Source organism: Sphingopyxis sp. MC1 (assembly GCF_000371385.1).
Lineage (GTDB): Bacteria > Pseudomonadota > Alphaproteobacteria > Sphingomonadales > Sphingomonadaceae > Sphingopyxis > Sphingopyxis terrae.
In genome coordinates this window covers 585,357-605,060 of sequence record NZ_AOUN01000002.1, presented here as the reverse complement: position 1 = coordinate 605,060, position 19,704 = coordinate 585,357, and the positions used below count along the sequence as shown (strand labels likewise).

Genomic DNA, 19,704 nt, shown 5'->3' with positions numbered 1-19,704 from the left:
ATAGACGCATGGCGCGATCCGCGACGATCGCCATTGTCGGCCGACCTAATGTCGGCAAATCGACGCTGTTCAACCGGCTGGTCGGCAAGCGCCTGGCGCTGGTCGACGACCAGCCGGGCGTGACGCGCGACCGGCGCGAGGGCGATGGCAAGCTGCTCGGCCTGGAATTTCTGATTGTCGATACCGCGGGGTTCGAGGATCAGGACGCGGCGACGCTGCCCGGCCGGATGCGCGTGCAAACCGAAAAGGCGGTGCGCGAAGCCGATGCGGCGCTGTTCATGATCGACGCGCGCGCGGGCGTGACCCCGCTCGACGAAGAAATTGCGCGCTGGCTGCGCAGCGAAGACACGCCGATCATCCTGTGCGCCAACAAGGCCGAAGGCAAGCAGGGCGAGGCGGGGCTGATGGAGGCCTATTCGCTCGGCTTCGAATCGCCGATTGCGCTCAGTGCCGAACATGGCGAGGGACTGGTCGATCTGTTCGACGCGCTGCGCCCGATCGTCGAACCCTTCATGGACGCCGACGAAGAGGCGGTCGGCGAGGATGCGGACGAGGATGCGCCGCTCGGCCCGCTCAAGCTCGCGATTGTCGGGCGGCCCAATGCGGGCAAATCCACGCTCATCAACCGGATGATCGGCGAAGACCGGCTGATTACCGGACCCGAGGCCGGGATCACGCGCGATTCGATCCGCGTCGACTGGCAATGGGAAAAGGATGGCGAGGTCCATCCGATCCAGCTTTTTGACACCGCGGGGATGCGCAAGCGGGCGAAGGTTCAGGACAAGCTGGAAAAGCTGTCGGTGGCCGACGCGCTGCACGCGGTCGATTTCGCCGAGGTCGTCGTGCTGCTTCTTGACGCCACAAAGGGGCTGGAGGCGCAGGATCTGCGCATCGCCGACCGCGTGCTGGAGGAAGGGCGCGCGCTGATCATCGCGCTCAACAAATGGGACGTCGCCGAAGACCCGTCGTCGCTGTTCAACGGCGTCCGTGCAGCGCTCGACGACGGGCTCAGCCAGATCAAGGGCGTGCCGCTGCTCAGCATTTCGGGCGCGACGGGGAAAGGGATCGACACGCTCGTCCGCGTCGCCTTTGAACAGCGCGCGATCTGGACCAACCGTGTCTCGACCGCGAAGCTCAACCGCTGGTTCGAACGCGCGGTAGACGCCAATCCGCCGCCGGCGCCGGGCGGCAAGCGGATCAAGCTGCGCTACATGACGCAGGCGCGCACGCGTCCGCCGACCTTCATCATCTTCGGAAGCCGGACCGATTCCCTGCCCGCCAGCTACCAGCGCTATCTGGTCAACGGGATGCGCAAGGAACTGGGGTTCCAGGGCGTGCCGATCCGCATCAATTTCCGCAACACGCGCAACCCCTATGACGAATGACGCCGCGGGGGCATCGGCGGCGCTGACCGTCGATGCGCGCGGCATGCGCTGTCCCTGGCCGGCGCTGCGGCTCGCCCGCGCGATGCGCGTCGCGCAGGATGTCGTGCTGATCGCCGACGACCCCAACGCCGCGCGCGAAGTTGCGGCGCTTGCCGCCGAACAGGGCTGGCGGGTCGATGACGCCGGGCCGATGGGCGAAGCCGCGCGCTGGCGCGTTCGGCGCGACTGACCCGTTTCGGGGCGATTCGGCGGTGTCCGCTTTGCGCGCGTAACCTCTTTTTTACCGACTTCGGTGCATGTGCAGGACGGGACCACGGACCAGACTGAACACCGAGGGACGGAAAATTGGACGAGATCCTGGTCGATTGGAATGAATTTCGCGCGACTCGCACCCAGTTGGGGGCGGCATTCGTGCGGATTCTGGGCTATTTTCGCGAGGACGGCATCAAGTCGGTCGCCGCGATCGAAGAGGCGATGCGCGCCCGCAGCGCCGGCGGCCTCGTCATGCCTGCGCATACGCTCAAGAGCGAGGCGCGCCAGTTCGGCGCCGAACGGCTCGGCGCGCTGGCCGAAGATATCGAAATGTTCGCGCGCCACTGCGTCGAGGCGCAGGTCAGCCCGGAAGAATATCTGCCGCGCGTCGTCGAACTGCGCCCGCTGTTCGAGGAAACGCTGACCGCGCTCGAACGCGAGGCTAACCCGCTCGTCCAGCGCCGCCCGACTTTCGGCCGCGCCGTCAGCTAAGCCCTGGACCTTCGGCCAGCGTGCGCCGCATCGGTTGTCGCTGCCAGCGCGACAGGCTGCGCCACAGCCATTCGAGCGGGCCATATTCGAAACGTGCGAGCCAGGGCTTCGACCACAGCAGCATCCCCGCCCACATGGCGAAGCAGAAGAGGTAGAGCGCCGCGCGCGGTACGCTGCCGAACAGCGCCAGCCCATAGCCGTAGAAGATCGTCGTCATCACCACCGACGTCGCGAGATAGTTGGTGAAGGCCATACGTCCGGTGGCCGCAAGCCGGGCGCGCAGCGCCGGCGACGCCGCGGTCTTGATGAGCAGCATGATGATTGCGGCCCAGCCGACCGTCATCACGAAATCGAACGGGGTCGACCAGACGAGTGCCGCCCCGAACACCGCGACGGTACCGAAACCCGCGGCTGCGCTATGCCAGGCCAGCAGCGCGAGCGGCGGCGCGGATAGCAGGAAGGCCGCGATCGCCCATTTGCGATAGCGCGCGGCGTCCCATTCGCCCGTCAGCATCCGCGCCTTGAACAGCGCCATGCCGATCAGCATCAGCGCCATGCTTTCCCAAAGGAACAGCATCACCTGCGTCAGCGGTTCGAGCGCACCCGCGCCGAGCCGCATCCCCGCGATCGCGCCGTAGCTTCCCAGATAATGGGCGACATCCCTGGCATAGTCGGGCGAGTCCGGACCCATCATCGCGTTGAATTGTGCCATCTGTTCCCGCGCCTCGGCGGCCGCAGTGCCGGGCAATTGCCCCGCTTCGAGCAGCGCCATCGACAGCCACATCGATCCCATCAGCGCCATCGCGACCAGCAGGAAGCCCGCCGCCCACCAGAGCAGCGCGCGCACTGACAGACCGCGGAACAGGAAGAGCAGCAGGCCACAGACGGCATAAAGCGACAATATGTCGCCGAACCAGATGAAATAGAAATGGGCGAGGCCAAAGAGGCCGAGCCACAGCATCCGCGCATAATGCGTCGCCGCCGCGCTGCGGCCCGCCGCCTCGGCGCGCTCGATCACCAGCAGCGTGCTCGCCCCGAAGAGCATCGAGAACAGGCCGCGCATCTTCGAATCGACGAAGACGAAATTGAACGCCCATGCGGCAAGGTCCGCCCCGCCCGGCGCGCCGCCCGCGGCGGGGTTGAAATAGGCGCTCATCGGCATCGCAAAGGCGACGATGTTCATCGCCAATATGCCCATCACCGCAACGCCGCGAATCGCGTCGAGGCTTTCGTACCGGTCGGTCATGCTTTGTCCCCCAACATGACTATCGCCGAGCCCAGCGGCCGCGTCCAGCGGCTTGTCCGGCCCGCATATTCCGGCCATTCACGATATATTGACATTTGTGTCAGTAGTGACTAGATCGAGACTTCACGGCCCCAACCGCAAGAGATACGCCATGACCGCTATCCCGCTGATCCACCCCGACCGCACAGACACCGGCTTCCGCCCGCTGAAGGCGCTGCACCATTTCCGCAAGCTGATTGCCGACAAGGAGGACACCGAACAGGTGTTTCACATTCTCGACGCGCTGCGCGACAATCGGTTCAAACGGTCGGTCGCGCGTTTCTTCGCGACCGCGGAAGGTCAGAAGGTCCTGGCCGATCGCCCCTATCTGCCGGCGATGCTCGACGATCATGACGCGCTGCGCAAATTGCCCGAAGGCAGCGTCGGTCGCGTCTATGTCGATTTCATGGAACGCGAAGGGCTGACGGCGCAGGGGCTGGTCGATGAATCGATGAAGTTCCGCCGCACCAAGCCGCGCTTCGACGATATGGTCGAGCTTTATGGCGACCGGCTGCGCGATACGCACGACCTGTTTCATATCCTTACCGGCTATGGTCGCGACGCGCTGGGCGAACAATGCGTGCTTGCCTTCTCGTACAGCCAGACGCCGAGCTGGGGCACGCTGTTCATCGCCTGGGCGGGCGCGCGCGAGATCCGCAAGGGTTTCGGCAGCCGCTACCCGATCTACGGTGCGGTCCGCGAAGGCCAGCGCATCGGCCGGGTCGCGCAGCAGATCGCCTTTCAGGATATCGAGGCGCTGCTGGCCGAACCGATCCACGCGGCGCGCCAGCGCTTGGGGATCGCCGAGCCGAAAATCTACAAGCAGGTCCACGCGATGATGCGCGCCGACGGCGTCGATCCCTATGACCTGCTCGGCACCAAGCAGGCCGCCGAAGCGGCGAAGCAGCCCGAACTCGCGCAAGCGGCCTGAACGCCGCGCGCGCTTAGGCGCCCAACCGGGCGATCAGCGCCTGCGCCGCGGCAGGATTGCGCACCTTGGCGCCCGCGATGAAGAAGATATAGGCGTCGCGCCCGCCGGCCGCCCACGCCTTCGCACGCGCCGCCCAATGGTCGAGCGCCGCCTCGTCATAGCCCGTCGCAACATCGTCGCGGCTGCGCTGCAACCGTGCATAGCTGAAATCCGCGGTCGCCTCGTCGATGCACGGAAATTCATCGCTGTCGGCGAAGACAATCGCCATGTTGCGCTCGCGCGCCAGGTCGACGAAGGCGGGGTCGCGAAAGCTCTCGTGCCGCACCTCGAACGCGTGGCGCAGCGGTAGCCCGTCCTGGCTTTCGGGCAGCAGGTCGAGGAAGCGCGCGAAATCACCGCGATCGAAGGTCTTGGTCGCCATGAACTGCCACAATATCGGCCCGAGCCGGTCGCCGAGCTGCGTCAGTCCCTGCGTCAGAAATTTCTCGATCGACGCCGCGCCATCGGCGAGCTGCTTGCGATTGGTGCAGAAGCGTGACGCCTTGACGCTGAATTTGAACCCGTCGGGGACCGCGGCCGCCCAATTGGCGAAGCTTTCGGGCTTCTGGCTGCCATAATAGGTGCCGTTGATCTCGATCCCGGTCAGATGCTCGCCTGCATAGTCGAGCTCGCGCTTTTGCGGATGTTTCGGAGGATAGAAGGTACCGCGCCATGGTTCGTAGGTCCAGCCGCCGACGCCGATGTGGATGGTCATAGACTTCTACCTCCGTGCCAATGAGCATCGCGTCATTGCGAGCGTAGCGAAGCAATCCAGAGCATGCGTACGCCACTCTGGATTGCTTCGCTACGCTCGCAATGACGACCTAGGCAAGCGCTGCGTCGGCCCCCATCAGGTTGGGGAAGAAACCTTCATGCGCCTCGCGCAACTCGGCCAGCGTCACCGAAAAATCGCTGTCGGGCAGTTCGAATACGATGCGGTCCTTGATCGTCCGGCCGAGCGGATCGACCGGCACGTCGGCGCGGTTCGCAGCGTCGAGGAAGTCGGCGAGGCAGGTGTCGCAGACGGTGACGAGATAGAGGCCCTGATCCTCGCCGAAAAAGCTTTCGGCAATACCGAAGGGCTGTTCCTCGCTGACGAGCACGCCGATGCCTGATTTCAGGGCCATTTCGGCGAGTGCAACCGCGACGCCGCCGTCCGACACATCGTGGCACGCGGTGATCCAGCCGGCGTTGATTGCGTGGCGGATGAAATCGCCGGTGCGCTTTTCGGCGCGCAGGTCGACCGGCGGCGGCGGACCTTCCTCGCGGCCGAGGATTTCGCGAAGCCACACCGACTGGCCGAGGTGGCCGGCGCGCTCGCCGACCGCGAGGACGATATCGCCGGTGCGCTTGAAACCGATGCCGACCGCTTTCGACAGATCGTCGATCACCCCGACGCCGCCGATCGCGGGGGTAGGCAGGATCGCGCTGCCGCCGCCGGTCGCCTTGCTCTCGTTATAGAGGCTGACATTGCCCGAGACGATCGGATAGTCGAGCGCGCGGCAAGCTTGGCCCATGCCGTCGAGGCACCCGGTGATCTGCCCCATGATTTCGGGGCGCTGCGGGTTTGCGAAGTTGAGGCAGTTGGTGATCGCGAGCGGGGTCGCGCCGACCGCGCTGATGTTGCGCCAGGTTTCGGCGACCGCCTGCTTGCCGCCCTCGACCGGGTCGGCATAGCAATAACGCGGGGTGCAGTCGGTGCTCATCGCGAGCGCGCGGTTCGTGCCGTGGATGCGGACGAGCGCGGCATCGCCGCCGATCTGCACCGTGTCGCCGCCGACCTGGCTGTCATATTGTTCGTAAATCCAGCGGCGGCTGGCGATGTCGGGCGATCCCATGAGCGTCTTGAGGTCGGCCGCGACGTCGGTCGTTTCGGGGACGTCGGTCAGTTCGGGCTGCTTCGGCGTCGGAACGTGCGGCCGGTCGTAGAGCGGCGCATCGTCGGCGAGCGGGGCGAGCGGGATGTCGCAGACGATCTCGCCATGATGTTCCAGCACCATGCGCCCCGTATCGGTGACGGTGCCGATAACCGCGAAGTCGAGTTCCCATTTCTCGAAGATCGCCTTCGCAAACTCTTCCTTGCCGGGCTTCAGGACCATCAGCATGCGTTCCTGGCTCTCTGACAGCATCATCTCATAGGCCGTCATGCCGGCTTCGCGCTGCGGCACATCGTCCATCCTGAGGTGGAGGCCGACGCCGCCCTTCGACGCCATTTCAACCGACGAGCTGGTAAGCCCCGCGGCGCCCATGTCCTGGATCGCGACGATCGCGTCCGACGCCATCAGCTCGAGGCACGCCTCTATCAGCAGCTTCTCTGTAAAGGGATCGCCGACCTGCACCGTCGGGCGCTTCTCCTCGGCATCCTCGCCGAAGTCCGCGCTCGCCATCGTCGCGCCGTGGATGCCGTCGCGGCCGGTCTTCGACCCGACATAGACGATCGGATTGCCGACGCCGCTGGCGGCCGAATAGAAGATCTTGTCCTGTTCGGCGACGCCGACGGTCATCGCGTTGACGAGGATATTGCCGTCATAGGCCTTGTGGAAATTGACCTCGCCGCCCACCGTCGGCACGCCGACGCAATTGCCATAGCCGCCGATGCCGTGAACGACGCCCGAGATGAGGTGCTTCATCTTCGGATGGTCGGGGCGGCCGAAGCGCAGCGCGTTGAGGTTGGCGACCGGGCGCGCGCCCATGGTGAACACGTCGCGCAGGATTCCGCCGACGCCGGTCGCCGCGCCCTGATAGGGCTCGATGTACGACGGGTGGTTATGGCTCTCCATCTTGAAGATGGCGGCAAGCTTCTTGCCGTCCGGCCCTTCGCCAATGTCAATGACGCCGGCATTCTCGCCGGGGCCGCAGATCACCCACGGCGCCTCGGTGGGCAGTTTCTTCAAATGGATGCGCGAGCTTTTATAGCTGCAATGCTCGGACCACATGACCGAGAAGATGCCGAGTTCGACAAGGTTCGGCTCGCGCCCCAGCGCGGCAAGGACGCGCTCATATTCTTCCGGAGACAGGCCATGGTCGGCGACGATCTCGGGGGTGATGACGGAGGCGGGCGCGGTTGCTGTCTGAGTCATGGCGCGCCTTTAGCGATGTAGGCGCGAAACGAACAGACCCCATGATGCTTTTCGCACCATGGGGTCTGCGGTCGGAGAGGCGTCTCAGCGCGCGGCGAGCGTCACGGCGGCTTCGCCGAGCGGTTCGACGTCGCGCAGCGAGAAATTGACCTGCTGGGTGCCGACGGTGCCGCGCACGCGGTGCGCGCCGACGCGCAGCTTGAACGGCTTGCCGCTCTTTTCCTCGACCCCGCTGATGACGCGATAGCCGTTGGTTTCGGTCACCGAATAGGCATAGACGTGACCGTCATGCTCGAAACGCTGCTGCGCCGGTTCGGCAGCCGCGGCAAAAGCGGGTGCCAGAACGGCGGCGGCGAACGCAGGAAATAGGATATTTTTCATTGCGCAAGTCCTTGTCTTGATGAACAAAACTTGCCTTTAAGCCCCTCTTTATTGTGCGTTGCAGCATGGCGGCGCGCGCACGGCGCAGCAATTGCAAAAAACTTTATCGCGATTGCAAAATGGGGCGGCGTGTCAGGCGGTGCGCGGCGCGACGGTCAGCACGATCCACGCCGCTGCGCCGGCGGCGACGCCGGTTGCGACGCTGCCCCAGGCGATGTCGAGCAGCGTCACCTTGGTTGACCAGATCTTCATCGTGGCATGGTTGGTGAGGTCGTAGGTCATGTAGCAGAAGAAGCCGAACAGCGCCCCCCATTGCGCCGCGACCTGCCAACGCCCGGCCTCGATCGCGGGGGCGACCGCGAAAATCTGGATGCCGAGCATATAGAGGGCGTAGAAGATCAGCGCGGGCGCGGGCCGCCATCCGTCCATAAGCAACGTACCGATTTCGGGGCGGTAGACCGCGGGCACCATCGTGCGGAGCCACAGGGCGTCGAGCAGGCCGAAAAGGATCGCGGTGGCGACATAGCCGATCGCGTAATGGATCATGTCGAGGCCTCCTCCTGCGCCATCACGACAGCGCGGTTCGCGCCCGCCCACGCCGCAACGAGCGCAAGGACGATATAGGCGGCGAGCATCGTCAGCGGGATTTCGATCGAATAGTCGGGCGCCTTGGCGCCGAACCAGTCGACCGCCTGGACCGCCGCGAGCAAGCCGCCGAGGATCCACAATCGCCGGTTGCCGGTCGGCGCGCTGGTCCGGCGCGCATAATAGATCATCGCTGCGGCGGTCAGTCCGATCTCGAGCGGCATTTCGGCAAGCGGGTAATTCCACAGCCCGAACCCGAATTTCGGCGGCGCGCCATAGAGGGTGAGGTCGGGGATATGGACGATCAGGTCGACGAACCAATGCGAAACGACGACCAGTGCCGTCAGCAACGCCGCCTCCCGCCGCCGGGTAATCGCCCCGACCAGCGCGCCGAACGCCGCACCCCACAGCAGCGCGCCGAGCAGGCTGTGCGTGTAGGGCATGTGATAGAGGTCCATCGGGTTCATCGCGGTGATGCCGGGAACGACGCGCATCGCCTCGACCCCCGGGATCAGCAGCGCGGCGAAGCCGATATCGACGAGTTGCGCCGCGACGAACAGCGTTCCGAGCCCCGGGGCCCTGGGCCGGGTGGCGGCGACGAGCGCCGGGGCGAAATGGCCGACGAACATGGCGGCGATGCTATCGACGAAAAGGGCGACGTCAAGCTTGACCGCAGCGCCCTTCGCGGGCCAAAGCTGGGGGATGACGGATACCCCCGATACCGCCGCTGCCGCCGATATTGCGGCGCTGTCCTTCGAAGCCGCGATGGGCGAACTCGAAACCATCGTCCGCCGCCTCGAAAGCGGCGATGTCAGCCTGGAGGAATCGGTGGCGCTGTACGAGCGCGGCCACTCCCTGCGCGCGCATTGCGAAGCGCGGCTTGCCGCGGCGCAGGCGCGCATCGAGCAGGTCGGACTCGGCGCCGACGGCCAGCCCGCCGGAACCAAGCCCTTCGGCGAAGGCTGAGGCGCGGTGGCACTGGCCGAGGGGGCGATGCAAAATTCTTCCGATCTTCTCCGCAATGCGCTCGTCGATGTGGCGGCGGGTATCGACGCGCTGTTCGATCGCCTGCTGGCGGTCCCGCAAGACCCGCGCGCGCGCCTTTATGAAGCGATGCGCCATGCTGCGATCGGCGGCGGCAAGCGGCTGCGCCCGCTGCTGGTCTGCGCGGCGGCGGACCTGTTCCATGTCGACCGTCAGCTCAGCCTGCGCGTCGGCGCCGCGGTCGAGGCAATGCATGTCTATTCGCTGATCCACGATGACCTGCCGTGCATGGACGATGACGATCTGCGGCGCGGCAAGCCGACCGTGCACAAGGCATTCGACGATGCGACCGCGGTGCTGGCGGGCGATTCGCTGCATGCGCTCGCCTTCGAATGGCTGATCGATCCGGCGACGCATGCCGATCCTTTCGTGCGCAGCGAGCTTGTTCGCGAACTCGCACTGGCCGCCGGACCGGCGGGCATGGCGGGCGGGCAGATGATGGACCTGATGGCCGAAACGTCGAATTTCGACCTGCCGACGGTGACACGGCTGCAACAGCTCAAAACCGGCGCCCTTATCGGCTTTTCGGTCGAGGCGGGGGCTATCCTCGCGCGTATTCCGGCCGAAGGGCGGCGCCCGCTGCGCGGCTATGCGCGCGACATCGGCCTCGCGTTCCAGATCGCCGACGACATCATGGACGTCGAGGGCGACGAGGCGCTGGCCGGCAAGGCGCTGCACAAGGACGCGGATGCGGGCAAGGCGACCTTCGTCACGCTGATGGGGATCGACCGCGCGCGCGAACAGGCCGGGCTGCTCGTCGATCAGGCGATTGCGCATCTGGCCGGTTTCGGCGAAGAGGCGGCGCTGCTGCGCGCGATCGCGCGCTTTGTGGTGGAAAGGGACCGTTGATGCGCATTGGGGTTTATCCCGGAACCTTCGATCCGATCACGCTCGGCCATATGGACATCATCCGCCGCGGCGCGAAGCTGGTCGATCGGCTGGTGATCGGGGTGACGACCAATATCACCAAATCGCCGATGTTCGACGACGAGGAACGGCTGGCGATGGTCCGCCGCGAGGTAGAGGGGATCGACGGCGACATTCGCGTCGTCGGCTTCAATTCGCTGCTGATGGACTTTGCCGAGCGCGAGGGGGCGACGGTGATCGTCCGCGGGCTGCGCGCCGTCGCCGATTTCGAATATGAATATCAGATGGCGGGGATGAACCAGCAGCTCAACAACCGAGTGGAAACCGTGTTTTTGATGGCCGACGTCAGCCTGCAGCCGATCGCGTCGCGGCTGGTCAAGGAAATCGCGATCTTCGGCGGCGACATCCACAAATTCGTCACCCCCGCCGTTCGCGATGCCGTCGTCGCGCGGATATCCGAACGCGGACTTCGCCAGGGCGAGGGCTGATCCCGTCGCCGGCAATCCGATCATTGAGCGTTCAGCTTTTTCCCGCTAGGTCGCGCCAACGGGGCGCGAAGCAGTTTTTGATAGAGGCCTGACCCAGCATGAAGATGATTATCCGACCCATGGTCCTGACGGCGCTTGCGTTCGGGCTCGCGCTTCCCGCCATGGCGCAGGAGGCCCCTGCGACGACGGACCCCGTGGCGGCCGCCGCACCCGCAACCGAAGCGGCGCCGGCAACCGATACCGCGACCGAAGCCGCGCCGACGATCAAGCCCGAGCAGTATCTGGGCAATCCCGAATATATGCTCAACCTCGACCTTTCGACGGGCGGCCGCGTCGTGGTGCAGCTTTATCCCGATGTCGCGCCCCATCACGTCGAACGCGTCAAGCAGCTTGCACGGGCCGGCTTCTACGACGGGGTGAAGTTTCACCGCGTGATCGACGGCTTCATGGCGCAGACGGGCGATCCGACCGCAACCGGGCAGGGTGGATCGGAGCTTCCCGACCTCAAGGCCGAATTCAACGATACGCCGCATCTGCGCGGTACCGTGTCGATGGCGCGTGCGCAGAGCCCCGACAGCGCGAACAGCCAGTTCTTCATCATGCTGCAGCCGCGCTTCAGCCTCGACCATAATTATACCGCCTTCGGCCGCGTCGTGTCGGGCATGCAGTTCGTCGACGCCGTGCACAAGGGCGAGCCGCCGGCGGTGATGTCGCGCATGGTCCAGGTGTCGGTAGCCGCCGACAACAAGCCGGTGCCGCCGGCATCGATGCTGACTGAGGATCAGCCGGCAAAGCCCGCCACCGACATCACGGCCGATCAGCTCAACGCGCCGATCCAGCGCTGATCTTGCCGCACGCGCGAACCCGATAATGCGCGTCGACGCCTTCGATTTCGATCTGCCGCCCGAGCGCATTGCGCTCCGTCCGGCGCGCCCGCGCGATGCGGCGCGGATGCTTGTCGTGGCGGGCGGCGCGATGACCGATGCCGGGGTGCGCGACCTGCCGCAATGGCTGCGGCCGGGCGACTGTCTGGTCTTCAACGATACGCGCGTCATCCCCGCCCAGCTCGAAGGGCGTCGCGGCGCTGCGCGCATCGGCGCCACGCTCCACAAGCGGATCGACCTGCGCCGCTGGCAGGCGTTCGTGCGCAACGCCAAGCGGCTGCGCATCGGCGAGACGGTCGATTTCGGCGCAGGCGTCAGCGCACTCGCCGAGGACCGGCTGGCCGACGGCAGCTTTATCCTCTTCTTCCCGGGCGAAGAGCCGGTCGAGCTGCTGCTCGAACGCGCGGGCACGATGCCGCTGCCGCCCTATATCGCGGGCAAGCGCGCCACGGACGATGCCGACCGCAGCGATTATCAGACGATGTTCGCGCAAAAGGACGGCGCCGTCGCTGCGCCGACCGCGGCCTTGCACTTCACGCCCGATCTGCTCGCGGCGCTCGGTGCGGCGGGGATCGAGAGCGAGACGCTGACGCTGCACGTCGGCGCGGGCACCTTTCTGCCGGTGAAAGCCGACGATACCGAAGATCATGTCATGCACGCCGAATGGGGCGTGATCGATGCCGCGACCGCCGATCGGCTCAACGCGGTGCGCGCCCGCGGCAACCGGGTCATAGCGGTCGGCACCACCAGCCTGCGTTTGCTCGAAAGCGCGGCGGGCGAGGAGGGGGTGATCCAGCCCTTCGAAGGCGATACGGCGATCTTCATCACCCCCGGCTACCGCTTCCGCGCCATCGACGGGCTGATGACCAACTTCCACTTGCCGCGATCGACCTTGTTTATGCTGGTCAGCGCGCTGATGGGATTGGAGACGATGCAGGCGGCCTATGCGCATGCGATCGCCGGGGAATATCGTTTCTACAGCTATGGCGATTCGAGCCTGTTGCTGCCCGGACGATAAGGCGAAGGCCTCTTTCCCCGGTTCCCACCGGGCTTTTCCCTCTCGATAACGCAGCCGATCATCGGCGGGCGGGCCGCTACGGATGCTCTCCGTCACGTCTGACGGAGAGAGGCGGTCGCCCGGACGATCCGGAAAATGCACCAGTGCCTCGATCTCGTACAATCAACTCAATGACATAGTTATAGCGACACACCCGACCCGTCGTTGTGGATGGGGTTATCGGAGCCATCATAAAATAAAATCATCGGCCAGGAGGATGTGTGTCCGTTTTCATTAATGATCTTGTCGAAGAGTCGCTGAATCATCGGGCGGTCCATCATCCCTATCTCCGCGCTTTGTCGGATGGGGATTTGCCCGATACGCAATGGGCCTTGGCGGATTTCGCCGACCATTATTATGGCTACTCGCTTCATTTCCCCCGCTACCTGACCACCGTGATATCGAAGCTGGAAATCCCGGCGCATCGGGGCAGCCTTCTGGAGAATCTGACCGAGGAATCGGGCGTCTATGGCGAGGAAGAATATGCCGAACTCGCCGCCGTTGGCGTCGAGAGGGAATGGATCGAAGGTGTGCCGCATCCGCAGCTGTTCCGGCGGTTCCGTGAGGCAACCGGCATTACCTCGCCCTATTCGCCCGACAATGAAGCCATCGAACTGGTTTGCTGGCGCGAATCCTTTCTCGGTACGTTGACCTACGGTTCGGCGGCGGAAGCGCTGGGCGCTCTCGGCCTTGGCACCGAGAATATCGTCAGCACGATCTACGTCCCCTTTGTGAAGGCGCTGTCCAGAACCGATCTCAATCCGCGCGATACTGTATTCTTCCCCTTGCACACCGCGGTCGATGACCATCATCAAGAAGCGCTCGAAGAAATCTCGCTTCATTTTGCGGCCACGCCGACGGGAAAAGGCGACTTGCGCCGTGGAATGATCAAGGCGCTGTCGCTGCGGTCGAGCTTCTGGGACTGGATGTACGAACGCGCCCTGACCTGCGCCGGCGCCTCGCGAATGGAACTGGTTTCCTGACGTGAAGACGCGCGGCCGAAGCCGCCTCGGCAAGATGTGACCATTGAATTCGGGACACTATAATATGACCCCAGAGCTTGCGAAACTGATCGAGAATATCGACTCTCGCCGACCGCTGATTGCCGACGATCAAGTCGGCGAATGTCACGCCGACATCATAAATAATCACCGCGAAATATACCGAAACCGCAACGAAAAACTGGGCATCGATTTTTCGGTCGACGTGCTCGACTTCCCGGCTGTTCAGGCATTCGATGCCCGTGTGGTGCGCATTGCGCCCGGGTGTAACAACGAACTGCACAAACATGCGCATGAATCGCTCTTCATCGTGATGCGCGGCGAGGCGGAGGTGCGCATCGGCAATGCGACGATCGGCCTGAAGCCCGGCGAAGTGGCTTTCGTTCCGCGCTGGGTGTTTCATCAATCGAGGAATGTTTCGGAAACCGAAGATCTGACGATCCTGGCTCTCACCGACTTCGGGCTGACCAGCGCGGTCCTGGGCGATTATGACAAGCGAACCCGGCTCGCGGCCAATGGCGCGGATGCGATGGCCACCGGCGCTTGAAGAATCGCGGCGGAATGGCGAGGTAGCCGAAGCATGCCGGCGGCGATGGGATGGAACCCGGAGCCTCTCGGCGGCAATCCTGGCTACGGCGCCGACGATACGAACCCGGCCCTTCCCTGAATGGGACAATTTTCCGTGGCCGGGACGCGGATATTTACATTATCGCAAGGCATTGGGCCCAAACATCTCCGCGGGTTGGGACCAGCACGAGTGTCGTTGTAATCATGCCATTTCGCGGGGACGGGGAACATGTCGATGGGGGCGCTGCGACGGGTGGTCGCGGCCTGCTCGGCAAGTTCGGCGCGCGCGCCGCGCGTTCGGGCGGTGAAGCGATCCCCAATCTGCACACCCGCGAAGCGCTGCTGCTGCTCCAGAATTACGAGGAAAGCGGCCGCGGCTGGTTCTGGTCGACCGATACCAAGGGCCGGCTGACCTATATCACCGATGCCGTCGCGCGCCTGATGGGCCGGTCGAGCGGCGAGCTGCTCGGCACGCCGCTTACCGACCTGTTCCTGCCGCCCGAAAGCCATGGCGAGCGGCAGCGCACGCTGCCGTTCCTGCTGACGCGCCAGTCCAAATTCGACGATCTGCCCCTGCGCAGCGCCTTTGAGGGCGACGATCGCTGGTGGGCGATTTCGGGACGGCCGCACCATGACGATCGTGGCAATTTCTGCGGCTATCGCGGCAGCGGCACCGACATCACCGCGCAGCGCCGATCGGCCGAGGATGCCTCGCGGCTCGCGCTCTATGATTCGCTGACCGGGCTCGCCAACCGTTTCCACATTTCCAAAAAGCTCGACACGACGCTCGCCGCCTTTTCGCAGCAACAGCGGAGCTGCGCGATCATGCTGCTCGACCTCGACCGCTTCAAACAGGTCAACGATACGCTCGGCCACCCGGCGGGCGATGCGCTGCTCAAGCAGGTTGCCGAGCGTTTGCTCAAGATCGTCGGCGACAAGGAGATGGTCAGCCGCCTCGGCGGCGACGAATTCCAGATCATCCTGCCCGATATCGAGGATCGCGGACGCCTCGGCGACATGGCCGCCGACATCATCGGCAGCCTGTCGCAACCCTATTCGGTCGAAGGCAGCCGCTGCATCATCGGCGCGTCGATCGGGGTCGCGATCGCGCCCTTCGACGGGCAGTCGAGCGAGGATCTGGTCCGCAACGCCGACCTTGCGCTTTATGCTGCAAAGGGCAACGGGCGCGGCCGGTTCCGCTTCTATTCGAGCGACCTGCATCAATCGGCCGAGGATCGCCGCGCGCTGGAGGAGGACCTGCGCGACGCGCTGGCGCGCGGGCAGATGGAATTGACCTATCAGCCGGTCGTCAATGCCAAGAGCAATATGGTGACCGGCGTCGAGGCGTTGCTGCGCTGGAACCATCCCGACCGCGGCCCGATCTCGCCCGCGCTGTTCATCCCGATCGCCGAGGAGGCCAATCTGATCTGGCCGCTTGGCGAATGGGTGCTGCGCAAGGCGTGCGAGGATGCCGCGCGCTGGCCCGGCGACTTGCGCGTCGCGGTCAATGTGTCGGCGATCCAGTTCGCCAACGGCGACCTGCCCAAGATCATCACCAGCGCGCTGTCCAACGCCGGGCTGCCCGCCGACCGCCTCGAACTTGAAATCACCGAAAGCGTCTTCCTGGCCGATTCCAGCGAGACGGCGCGGATGTTCACGGCGCTGAAGGCGCTTGGCGTGCGGCTGGCGCTCGACGATTTCGGCACTGGCTATTCGTCGCTCGGCTATCTGCAATCGGCGCCGTTCGACAAGATCAAGATCGACCAGAGCTTCGTGCGCGGTGCGACCGTGAAGGGGTCGCGCAATGCGGCGATCATCGCGGCGATCGTCGCGCTCGCCGAAGCGCTCGACATGGAAACGACCGCGGAAGGCATCGAATCGCTCGATCAGCTCGACCTGATCCGCAAACTCAACGTCAGCCATGTCCAGGGTTATGTCTACAGCAAGCCGGTCGCTAACGCCGAGCTGGTGGAGCAGACCGAGGGCGGCGCGTGGACGATCAAGCCGTCGGGCCCGGCGCGCCAGCGCAACGACCGCTTCCAGATGTTCCGCAAGGTGCATGCGATTCACGATAATCATCGCTACGCGGTGGTGATCCGCAACCTGTCGCGCACCGGCGCCTTCATCGAGGGAATTCTGGATGTCCCGGTCGGGACGCAATTCGTGATCGACTTCGGCGAAGGCCAGCTCGCGACGGCGACGGTTCGGCGGTCGATCAATCATCAGCAGGGCATCGAATTCGAACAATCGATGGTCAGCGACGGCAATGGCGGGCTCTGCACCCGTCACCGCGTCTCCCCCTATCTGATCGCGGCGGCGAGCCAGCAGGCAGCGAATACGCTCGTCCTGCCGGCGTTCAGCACCTCGAGCGACTGGAAGGCCGCCTGAACCGGGAACCGCGCCGCGCGTCGGTCGTTCTACCTCCGATCCCATTCACGGAACGGAGACCATCATGGCTGAGACGAAGATTTTCGCGCGGCTGAAGGCCGACCACGACCGCCACCGCGACCTGCTGGCGCGCATCGACGAGACCCACGGCGACAGCGACGAGCGCCGCACCTTGTTCGAGGCGTTCCGCGTCGAAGTGACCGCGCACGCCGCGTCCGAGGAAATGTCGCTCTATGCGACGATGCTCGCCAAGCCCGAACTGCGTGACGATGCACAGCACAGCGTGTCGGAGCATAAGGAGATCGAGGATTTCCTGACCGAGCTTTACGAAATGGATTTTGCCTCGACCGGCTGGCTCACCCGCTTTCGCACGATGAAGGACCGCTATCTTCATCATATCGACGAGGAAGAGGAAGAGATGTTCCCCGAGGCCGAGAAGGATCTTTCGGAGGCGAAGAAGCAGGAATTGCTCGCCATCTTCGAAAAGGAAAAGCCGAAGGAAAAGGCCAAGGCGGCCGAGGAAGAACCGTCGAGCGAGCACGAGCGCGCCTAGGCGGCGGTCTATGTTTGCCGGACAGCGTTGCGGCGTCCTTGGCGCTCTGACCTCGACTTTCGGCGCTGTCCCCGTCATAGGCGCGCGCCATGACCGACAGATTCGCTTTTCAGGTCGCCGCGACCGACGGCGCCGCGCGTACCGGCGTGATCCGGATGCAGCGCGGCGATATCCGCACCCCCGCCTTCATGCCGGTGGGGACCGCCGCGACGGTGAAGGCGATGCGCCCGGCCGAAGTTCGCGCGACGGGCGCCGACATCATTCTTGGCAACACCTATCATCTGATGCTGCGTCCCGGCGCCGAGCGCATGGCGCGCCTCGGCGGGCTGCACGATTTCATGGGCTGGGACCGGCCGATCCTGACCGACAGCGGCGGCTATCAGGTGATGAGCCTCTCGGCGCTGACCAAGCAGAGTGAGGAGGGCGTGGCGTTCAAGAGCCACCTCGACGGCTCGCGGCACATGCTGACTCCCGAACGATCGATGGAAATTCAGCGGCTACTCGGCAGCGATATCGTCATGGCGTTCGACGAATGTCCGCCGAACGGCGTCGACGCCAAGCGCGCCGAGGCGAGCATGGAGCGGTCGATGCGCTGGGCGGCGCGCAGCCGCGCGGGCTTCGACGCGGGTGAGGCGCACGCCGCGCGGTCGGCGCTTTTCGGCATTCAGCAGGGCTCGCTCGACGAGAAACTCCGCGCGCGATCGGCCGAGGCGCTGATCGACATCGGTTTCGACGGCTATGCGATCGGCGGGCTGGCGGTCGGTGAGGGACAGGAGGCGATGTTCGGGGTGCTCGATTTCGCACCCGGCCAGCTTCCGGCCGACAAGCCGCGCTACCTGATGGGGGTGGGCAAGCCCGACGATCTGGTGGGAGCGGTCGCGCGCGGGGTCGACATGTTCGATTGCGTGCTGCCGACGCGCTCGGGCCGCAACGGGCAGGCCTTCACCTGGGACGGGCCGCTCAACATCCGCAATGCCAAATATGCCGAGGATCTGGGGCCGCTCGATGCGTCGTGCGACTGCCCCGTCTGCACCACATGGTCGCGCGCCTATCTCCACCACCTTGTCCGGTCGGGCGAGATGCTGGGCGCCATGCTGATGACGCAGCATAATCTGCATTTCTATCAGGCGTTGATGCAGGCGATGCGCGACGCCATTGCCGAAGGCCGTTTCGCCGCCTTCCAGAACGATTTCGCGGCGCGATACCGCCGCTGAAAAATCAGTCGAGCTTGTTCAGAAGGTCGAGCATGGATTGCGGGATCGTTTCGTCGATCGCCGACTCATAGGCGCGCCGAAGCGCAAGATTGACATCCTGCGCCTTTCTGGGGAGCTTTTTCTCGGCGTCTTTCCCGGCGGCCTTTTCGGGCGACGAGCCGGCCTTAGACGTCATTATCGTTGCTTCCTTGCGACATGGGCCCCGTTGCTAACCGCGCCTTCACCAAACTGCAATGGCGCGTTTGTTCCTTCCCTATGAAACCAAATTGCGGCTAAATCGTTCCCATCATGTGAAATTATGTCGGGGGCGCACGCATTTCCTTGCCGGACCCTCGATATTCTGCGGGTTTTCAAGCGGGTTCATCGTCCGCATGTGGAGGTAATATATGTCCTTGGGTCAGGCGATCGCGCCGCATCTTCCCTATCTGCGGCGCTATGGCCGCGCGATTTCCGGAAGCCAGCCGGCGGGCGATGCGCTGGTGGCACGCTTGCTCGAAACGCTGGTGGCCAACCCGGCCGCGGTCGATCTCGATCATGATTTGCGCGTCCAGCTCTATCGCATGGTTCATGACAATTTCGGCCTCGTCGCCGAACAGGCGGCCGCGAACGACGATGGCGCCTCGCCCGAGATTGCGATCGCCGACGCGCGGCTCCGCCGTATCCCCTCGCTCGCGCGCCAGGCGCTGCTGCTCACCGCGGTCGAAGGCTTCGATGCCGAGGATACGGGGCGGATCATCGGCCGCGACACCGATGCCGTGAACGCCCTGATTGCAGAGGCGACCGAGGAGATCGAACGCCAGACGCGCGCGCGCATCCTGATCATCGAGGATGAACCGATCATCGCGATGGACATCGAAATGATCGTCCGCGATCTGGGTCACGACGTCGTCGCGGTGGCGACCACCCACGCCGAGGCGGTGGCCGAAGCGCAGACGCACAAGCCGGGCCTCGTCCTCGCCGACATCCAGCTCGCCGACAATAGTTCGGGGATCGAGGCAGTGCAGGAAATCCTGACCGGCATGAACGTGCCGGTGATCTTCATCACCGCCTTCCCCGAACGCCTGCTCACCGGCGACCGTCCCGAACCGGCCTTCCTGCTGACCAAACCCTATCAGCCGGCCACGCTCCGCGCCGCGATTTCGCAGGTGCTGTTCTTCGACGAAAGCACCGTTCCGGCCTGAGCTTTTCGTCAGTGAGGGTTGCGAGCGCCG

At 64.8% G+C, this 19,704-nt stretch carries 22 protein-coding genes; 15 read left to right on the top strand and 7 right to left on the bottom strand.

The window, feature by feature from the left end:
* Window positions 1-8: 8 nt before the first annotated feature.
* The 3 genes from der to EBMC1_RS03420 all read left to right on the top strand — a co-directional run bounded on the left by der (window position 9) and on the right by EBMC1_RS03420 (window position 2,129).
* On the top strand, window positions 9-1,385 hold the full coding sequence (der, locus tag EBMC1_RS03430) for a ribosome biogenesis GTPase Der (RefSeq protein ID WP_003040578.1): 1,377 nt from the start codon (window positions 9-11) through the stop codon (window positions 1,383-1,385).
* Window positions 1,375-1,614 (top strand): sulfurtransferase TusA family protein, encoded by a 240-nt coding sequence (locus tag EBMC1_RS03425; RefSeq protein ID WP_003040575.1) that lies wholly within the window; start codon window positions 1,375-1,377, stop codon window positions 1,612-1,614. The genes der and EBMC1_RS03425 overlap by 11 nt, the downstream gene beginning before the upstream one ends.
* A gap of 116 nt (window positions 1,615-1,730) precedes the next feature.
* Window positions 1,731-2,129: an Hpt domain-containing protein gene (locus tag EBMC1_RS03420; RefSeq protein WP_003040572.1), complete on the top strand. Its 399-nt coding sequence runs from the start codon at window positions 1,731-1,733 to the stop codon at window positions 2,127-2,129.
* Here EBMC1_RS03420 and EBMC1_RS03415 read toward each other — a convergent pair.
* On the bottom strand, window positions 2,122-3,375 hold the full coding sequence (locus tag EBMC1_RS03415) for a DUF418 domain-containing protein (RefSeq protein ID WP_003040569.1): 1,254 nt from the start codon (window positions 3,373-3,375) through the stop codon (window positions 2,122-2,124). The two genes, EBMC1_RS03420 and EBMC1_RS03415, sit on opposite strands and share 8 nt — an antisense overlap.
* Window positions 3,376-3,526: 151 nt before the next feature.
* Here EBMC1_RS03415 and EBMC1_RS03410 point away from each other — a divergent pair, with 151 nt between their 5' ends.
* The gene (locus EBMC1_RS03410) at window positions 3,527-4,345 is read left to right on the top strand and encodes a Coq4 family protein (RefSeq protein ID WP_003040567.1); all 819 of its coding nucleotides are present in this window, start codon (window positions 3,527-3,529) and stop codon (window positions 4,343-4,345) included.
* Window positions 4,346-4,358: 13 nt separating this feature from the next.
* Here EBMC1_RS03410 and EBMC1_RS03405 read toward each other — a convergent pair whose 3' ends face one another.
* The 5 genes from EBMC1_RS03405 to EBMC1_RS03385 form a co-directional block, all read right to left on the bottom strand.
* Window positions 4,359-5,099, bottom strand: a complete 741-nt coding sequence (locus tag EBMC1_RS03405; RefSeq protein ID WP_003040563.1) for a DUF72 domain-containing protein — start codon at window positions 5,097-5,099, stop codon at window positions 4,359-4,361.
* A gap of 109 nt (window positions 5,100-5,208) precedes the next feature.
* Complete coding sequence (purL, locus tag EBMC1_RS03400; protein ID WP_003040560.1) at window positions 5,209-7,464, bottom strand: phosphoribosylformylglycinamidine synthase subunit PurL; 2,256 nt, start codon at window positions 7,462-7,464, stop codon at window positions 5,209-5,211.
* 84 nt (window positions 7,465-7,548) lie between these two features.
* Window positions 7,549-7,845 carry a hypothetical protein gene (locus tag EBMC1_RS03395; RefSeq protein ID WP_003040557.1) on the bottom strand — a complete coding sequence of 99 codons (297 nt, stop codon included), beginning with the start codon at window positions 7,843-7,845 and terminating at the stop codon, window positions 7,549-7,551.
* 132 nt (window positions 7,846-7,977) lie between these two features.
* Window positions 7,978-8,391, bottom strand: coding sequence for a DUF2177 family protein (locus tag EBMC1_RS03390; RefSeq protein WP_003040553.1), 414 nt, complete (start codon window positions 8,389-8,391; stop codon window positions 7,978-7,980).
* The gene (locus EBMC1_RS03385; RefSeq protein ID WP_003040551.1) at window positions 8,388-9,059 is read right to left on the bottom strand and encodes a hypothetical protein; all 672 of its coding nucleotides are present in this window, start codon (window positions 9,057-9,059) and stop codon (window positions 8,388-8,390) included. Before EBMC1_RS03385 ends, EBMC1_RS03390 begins: the two co-directional genes overlap by 4 nt.
* A 73-nt stretch (window positions 9,060-9,132) precedes the next feature.
* Between EBMC1_RS03385 and EBMC1_RS03380 the strand changes: the two genes are divergently transcribed.
* The 10 genes from EBMC1_RS03380 (at window position 9,133) to tgt (ending at window position 18,493) form a co-directional block, all read left to right on the top strand.
* Window positions 9,133-9,396 (top strand): exodeoxyribonuclease VII small subunit, encoded by a 264-nt coding sequence (locus EBMC1_RS03380; protein ID WP_040589392.1) that lies wholly within the window; start codon window positions 9,133-9,135, stop codon window positions 9,394-9,396.
* Between the two features lie 27 nt (window positions 9,397-9,423).
* On the top strand, window positions 9,424-10,323 hold the full coding sequence (locus EBMC1_RS03375; RefSeq protein WP_040589190.1) for a polyprenyl synthetase family protein: 900 nt from the start codon (window positions 9,424-9,426) through the stop codon (window positions 10,321-10,323).
* A complete protein-coding gene (coaD, locus tag EBMC1_RS03370) occupies window positions 10,323-10,829 on the top strand; it encodes a pantetheine-phosphate adenylyltransferase (RefSeq protein WP_003040543.1) in 507 nt (168 codons plus the stop codon). The genes EBMC1_RS03375 and coaD overlap by 1 nt, the downstream gene beginning before the upstream one ends.
* Window positions 10,830-10,927: 98 nt before the next feature.
* The gene (locus EBMC1_RS03365) at window positions 10,928-11,674 is read left to right on the top strand and encodes a peptidylprolyl isomerase (protein ID WP_003040541.1); all 747 of its coding nucleotides are present in this window, start codon (window positions 10,928-10,930) and stop codon (window positions 11,672-11,674) included.
* 25 nt (window positions 11,675-11,699) lie between these two features.
* Window positions 11,700-12,731 carry a tRNA preQ1(34) S-adenosylmethionine ribosyltransferase-isomerase QueA gene (gene queA / locus EBMC1_RS03360; RefSeq protein WP_003040537.1) on the top strand — a complete coding sequence of 344 codons (1,032 nt, stop codon included), beginning with the start codon at window positions 11,700-11,702 and terminating at the stop codon, window positions 12,729-12,731.
* Window positions 12,732-12,991: 260 nt separating this feature from the next.
* On the top strand, window positions 12,992-13,753 hold the full coding sequence (locus EBMC1_RS03355; protein ID WP_003040535.1) for a TenA family transcriptional regulator: 762 nt from the start codon (window positions 12,992-12,994) through the stop codon (window positions 13,751-13,753).
* 64 nt (window positions 13,754-13,817) lie between these two features.
* On the top strand, window positions 13,818-14,318 hold the full coding sequence (locus tag EBMC1_RS03350) for a cupin domain-containing protein (protein WP_003040532.1): 501 nt from the start codon (window positions 13,818-13,820) through the stop codon (window positions 14,316-14,318).
* 224 nt (window positions 14,319-14,542) lie between these two features.
* On the top strand, window positions 14,543-16,726 hold the full coding sequence (locus EBMC1_RS03345) for a putative bifunctional diguanylate cyclase/phosphodiesterase (RefSeq protein WP_003040529.1): 2,184 nt from the start codon (window positions 14,543-14,545) through the stop codon (window positions 16,724-16,726).
* Between the two features lie 64 nt (window positions 16,727-16,790).
* Window positions 16,791-17,279: a hemerythrin domain-containing protein gene (locus tag EBMC1_RS03340; protein WP_003040526.1), complete on the top strand. Its 489-nt coding sequence runs from the start codon at window positions 16,791-16,793 to the stop codon at window positions 17,277-17,279.
* Window positions 17,280-17,368: 89 nt separating this feature from the next.
* Complete coding sequence (tgt, locus tag EBMC1_RS03335; RefSeq protein ID WP_003040523.1) at window positions 17,369-18,493, top strand: tRNA guanosine(34) transglycosylase Tgt; 1,125 nt, start codon at window positions 17,369-17,371, stop codon at window positions 18,491-18,493.
* A 4-nt stretch (window positions 18,494-18,497) separates the two neighbouring features.
* On the opposite strand, the gene EBMC1_RS18285 is transcribed toward tgt, so the two are convergent.
* Window positions 18,498-18,668 carry a NepR family anti-sigma factor gene (locus EBMC1_RS18285; protein ID WP_156000915.1) on the bottom strand — a complete coding sequence of 57 codons (171 nt, stop codon included), beginning with the start codon at window positions 18,666-18,668 and terminating at the stop codon, window positions 18,498-18,500.
* A gap of 211 nt (window positions 18,669-18,879) precedes the next feature.
* On the opposite strand from EBMC1_RS18285, the gene EBMC1_RS03330 reads away from it, so the two are divergent.
* The gene (locus EBMC1_RS03330; RefSeq protein WP_003040521.1) at window positions 18,880-19,674 is read left to right on the top strand and encodes a response regulator; all 795 of its coding nucleotides are present in this window, start codon (window positions 18,880-18,882) and stop codon (window positions 19,672-19,674) included.
* Window positions 19,675-19,704: the final 30 nt, after the last annotated feature.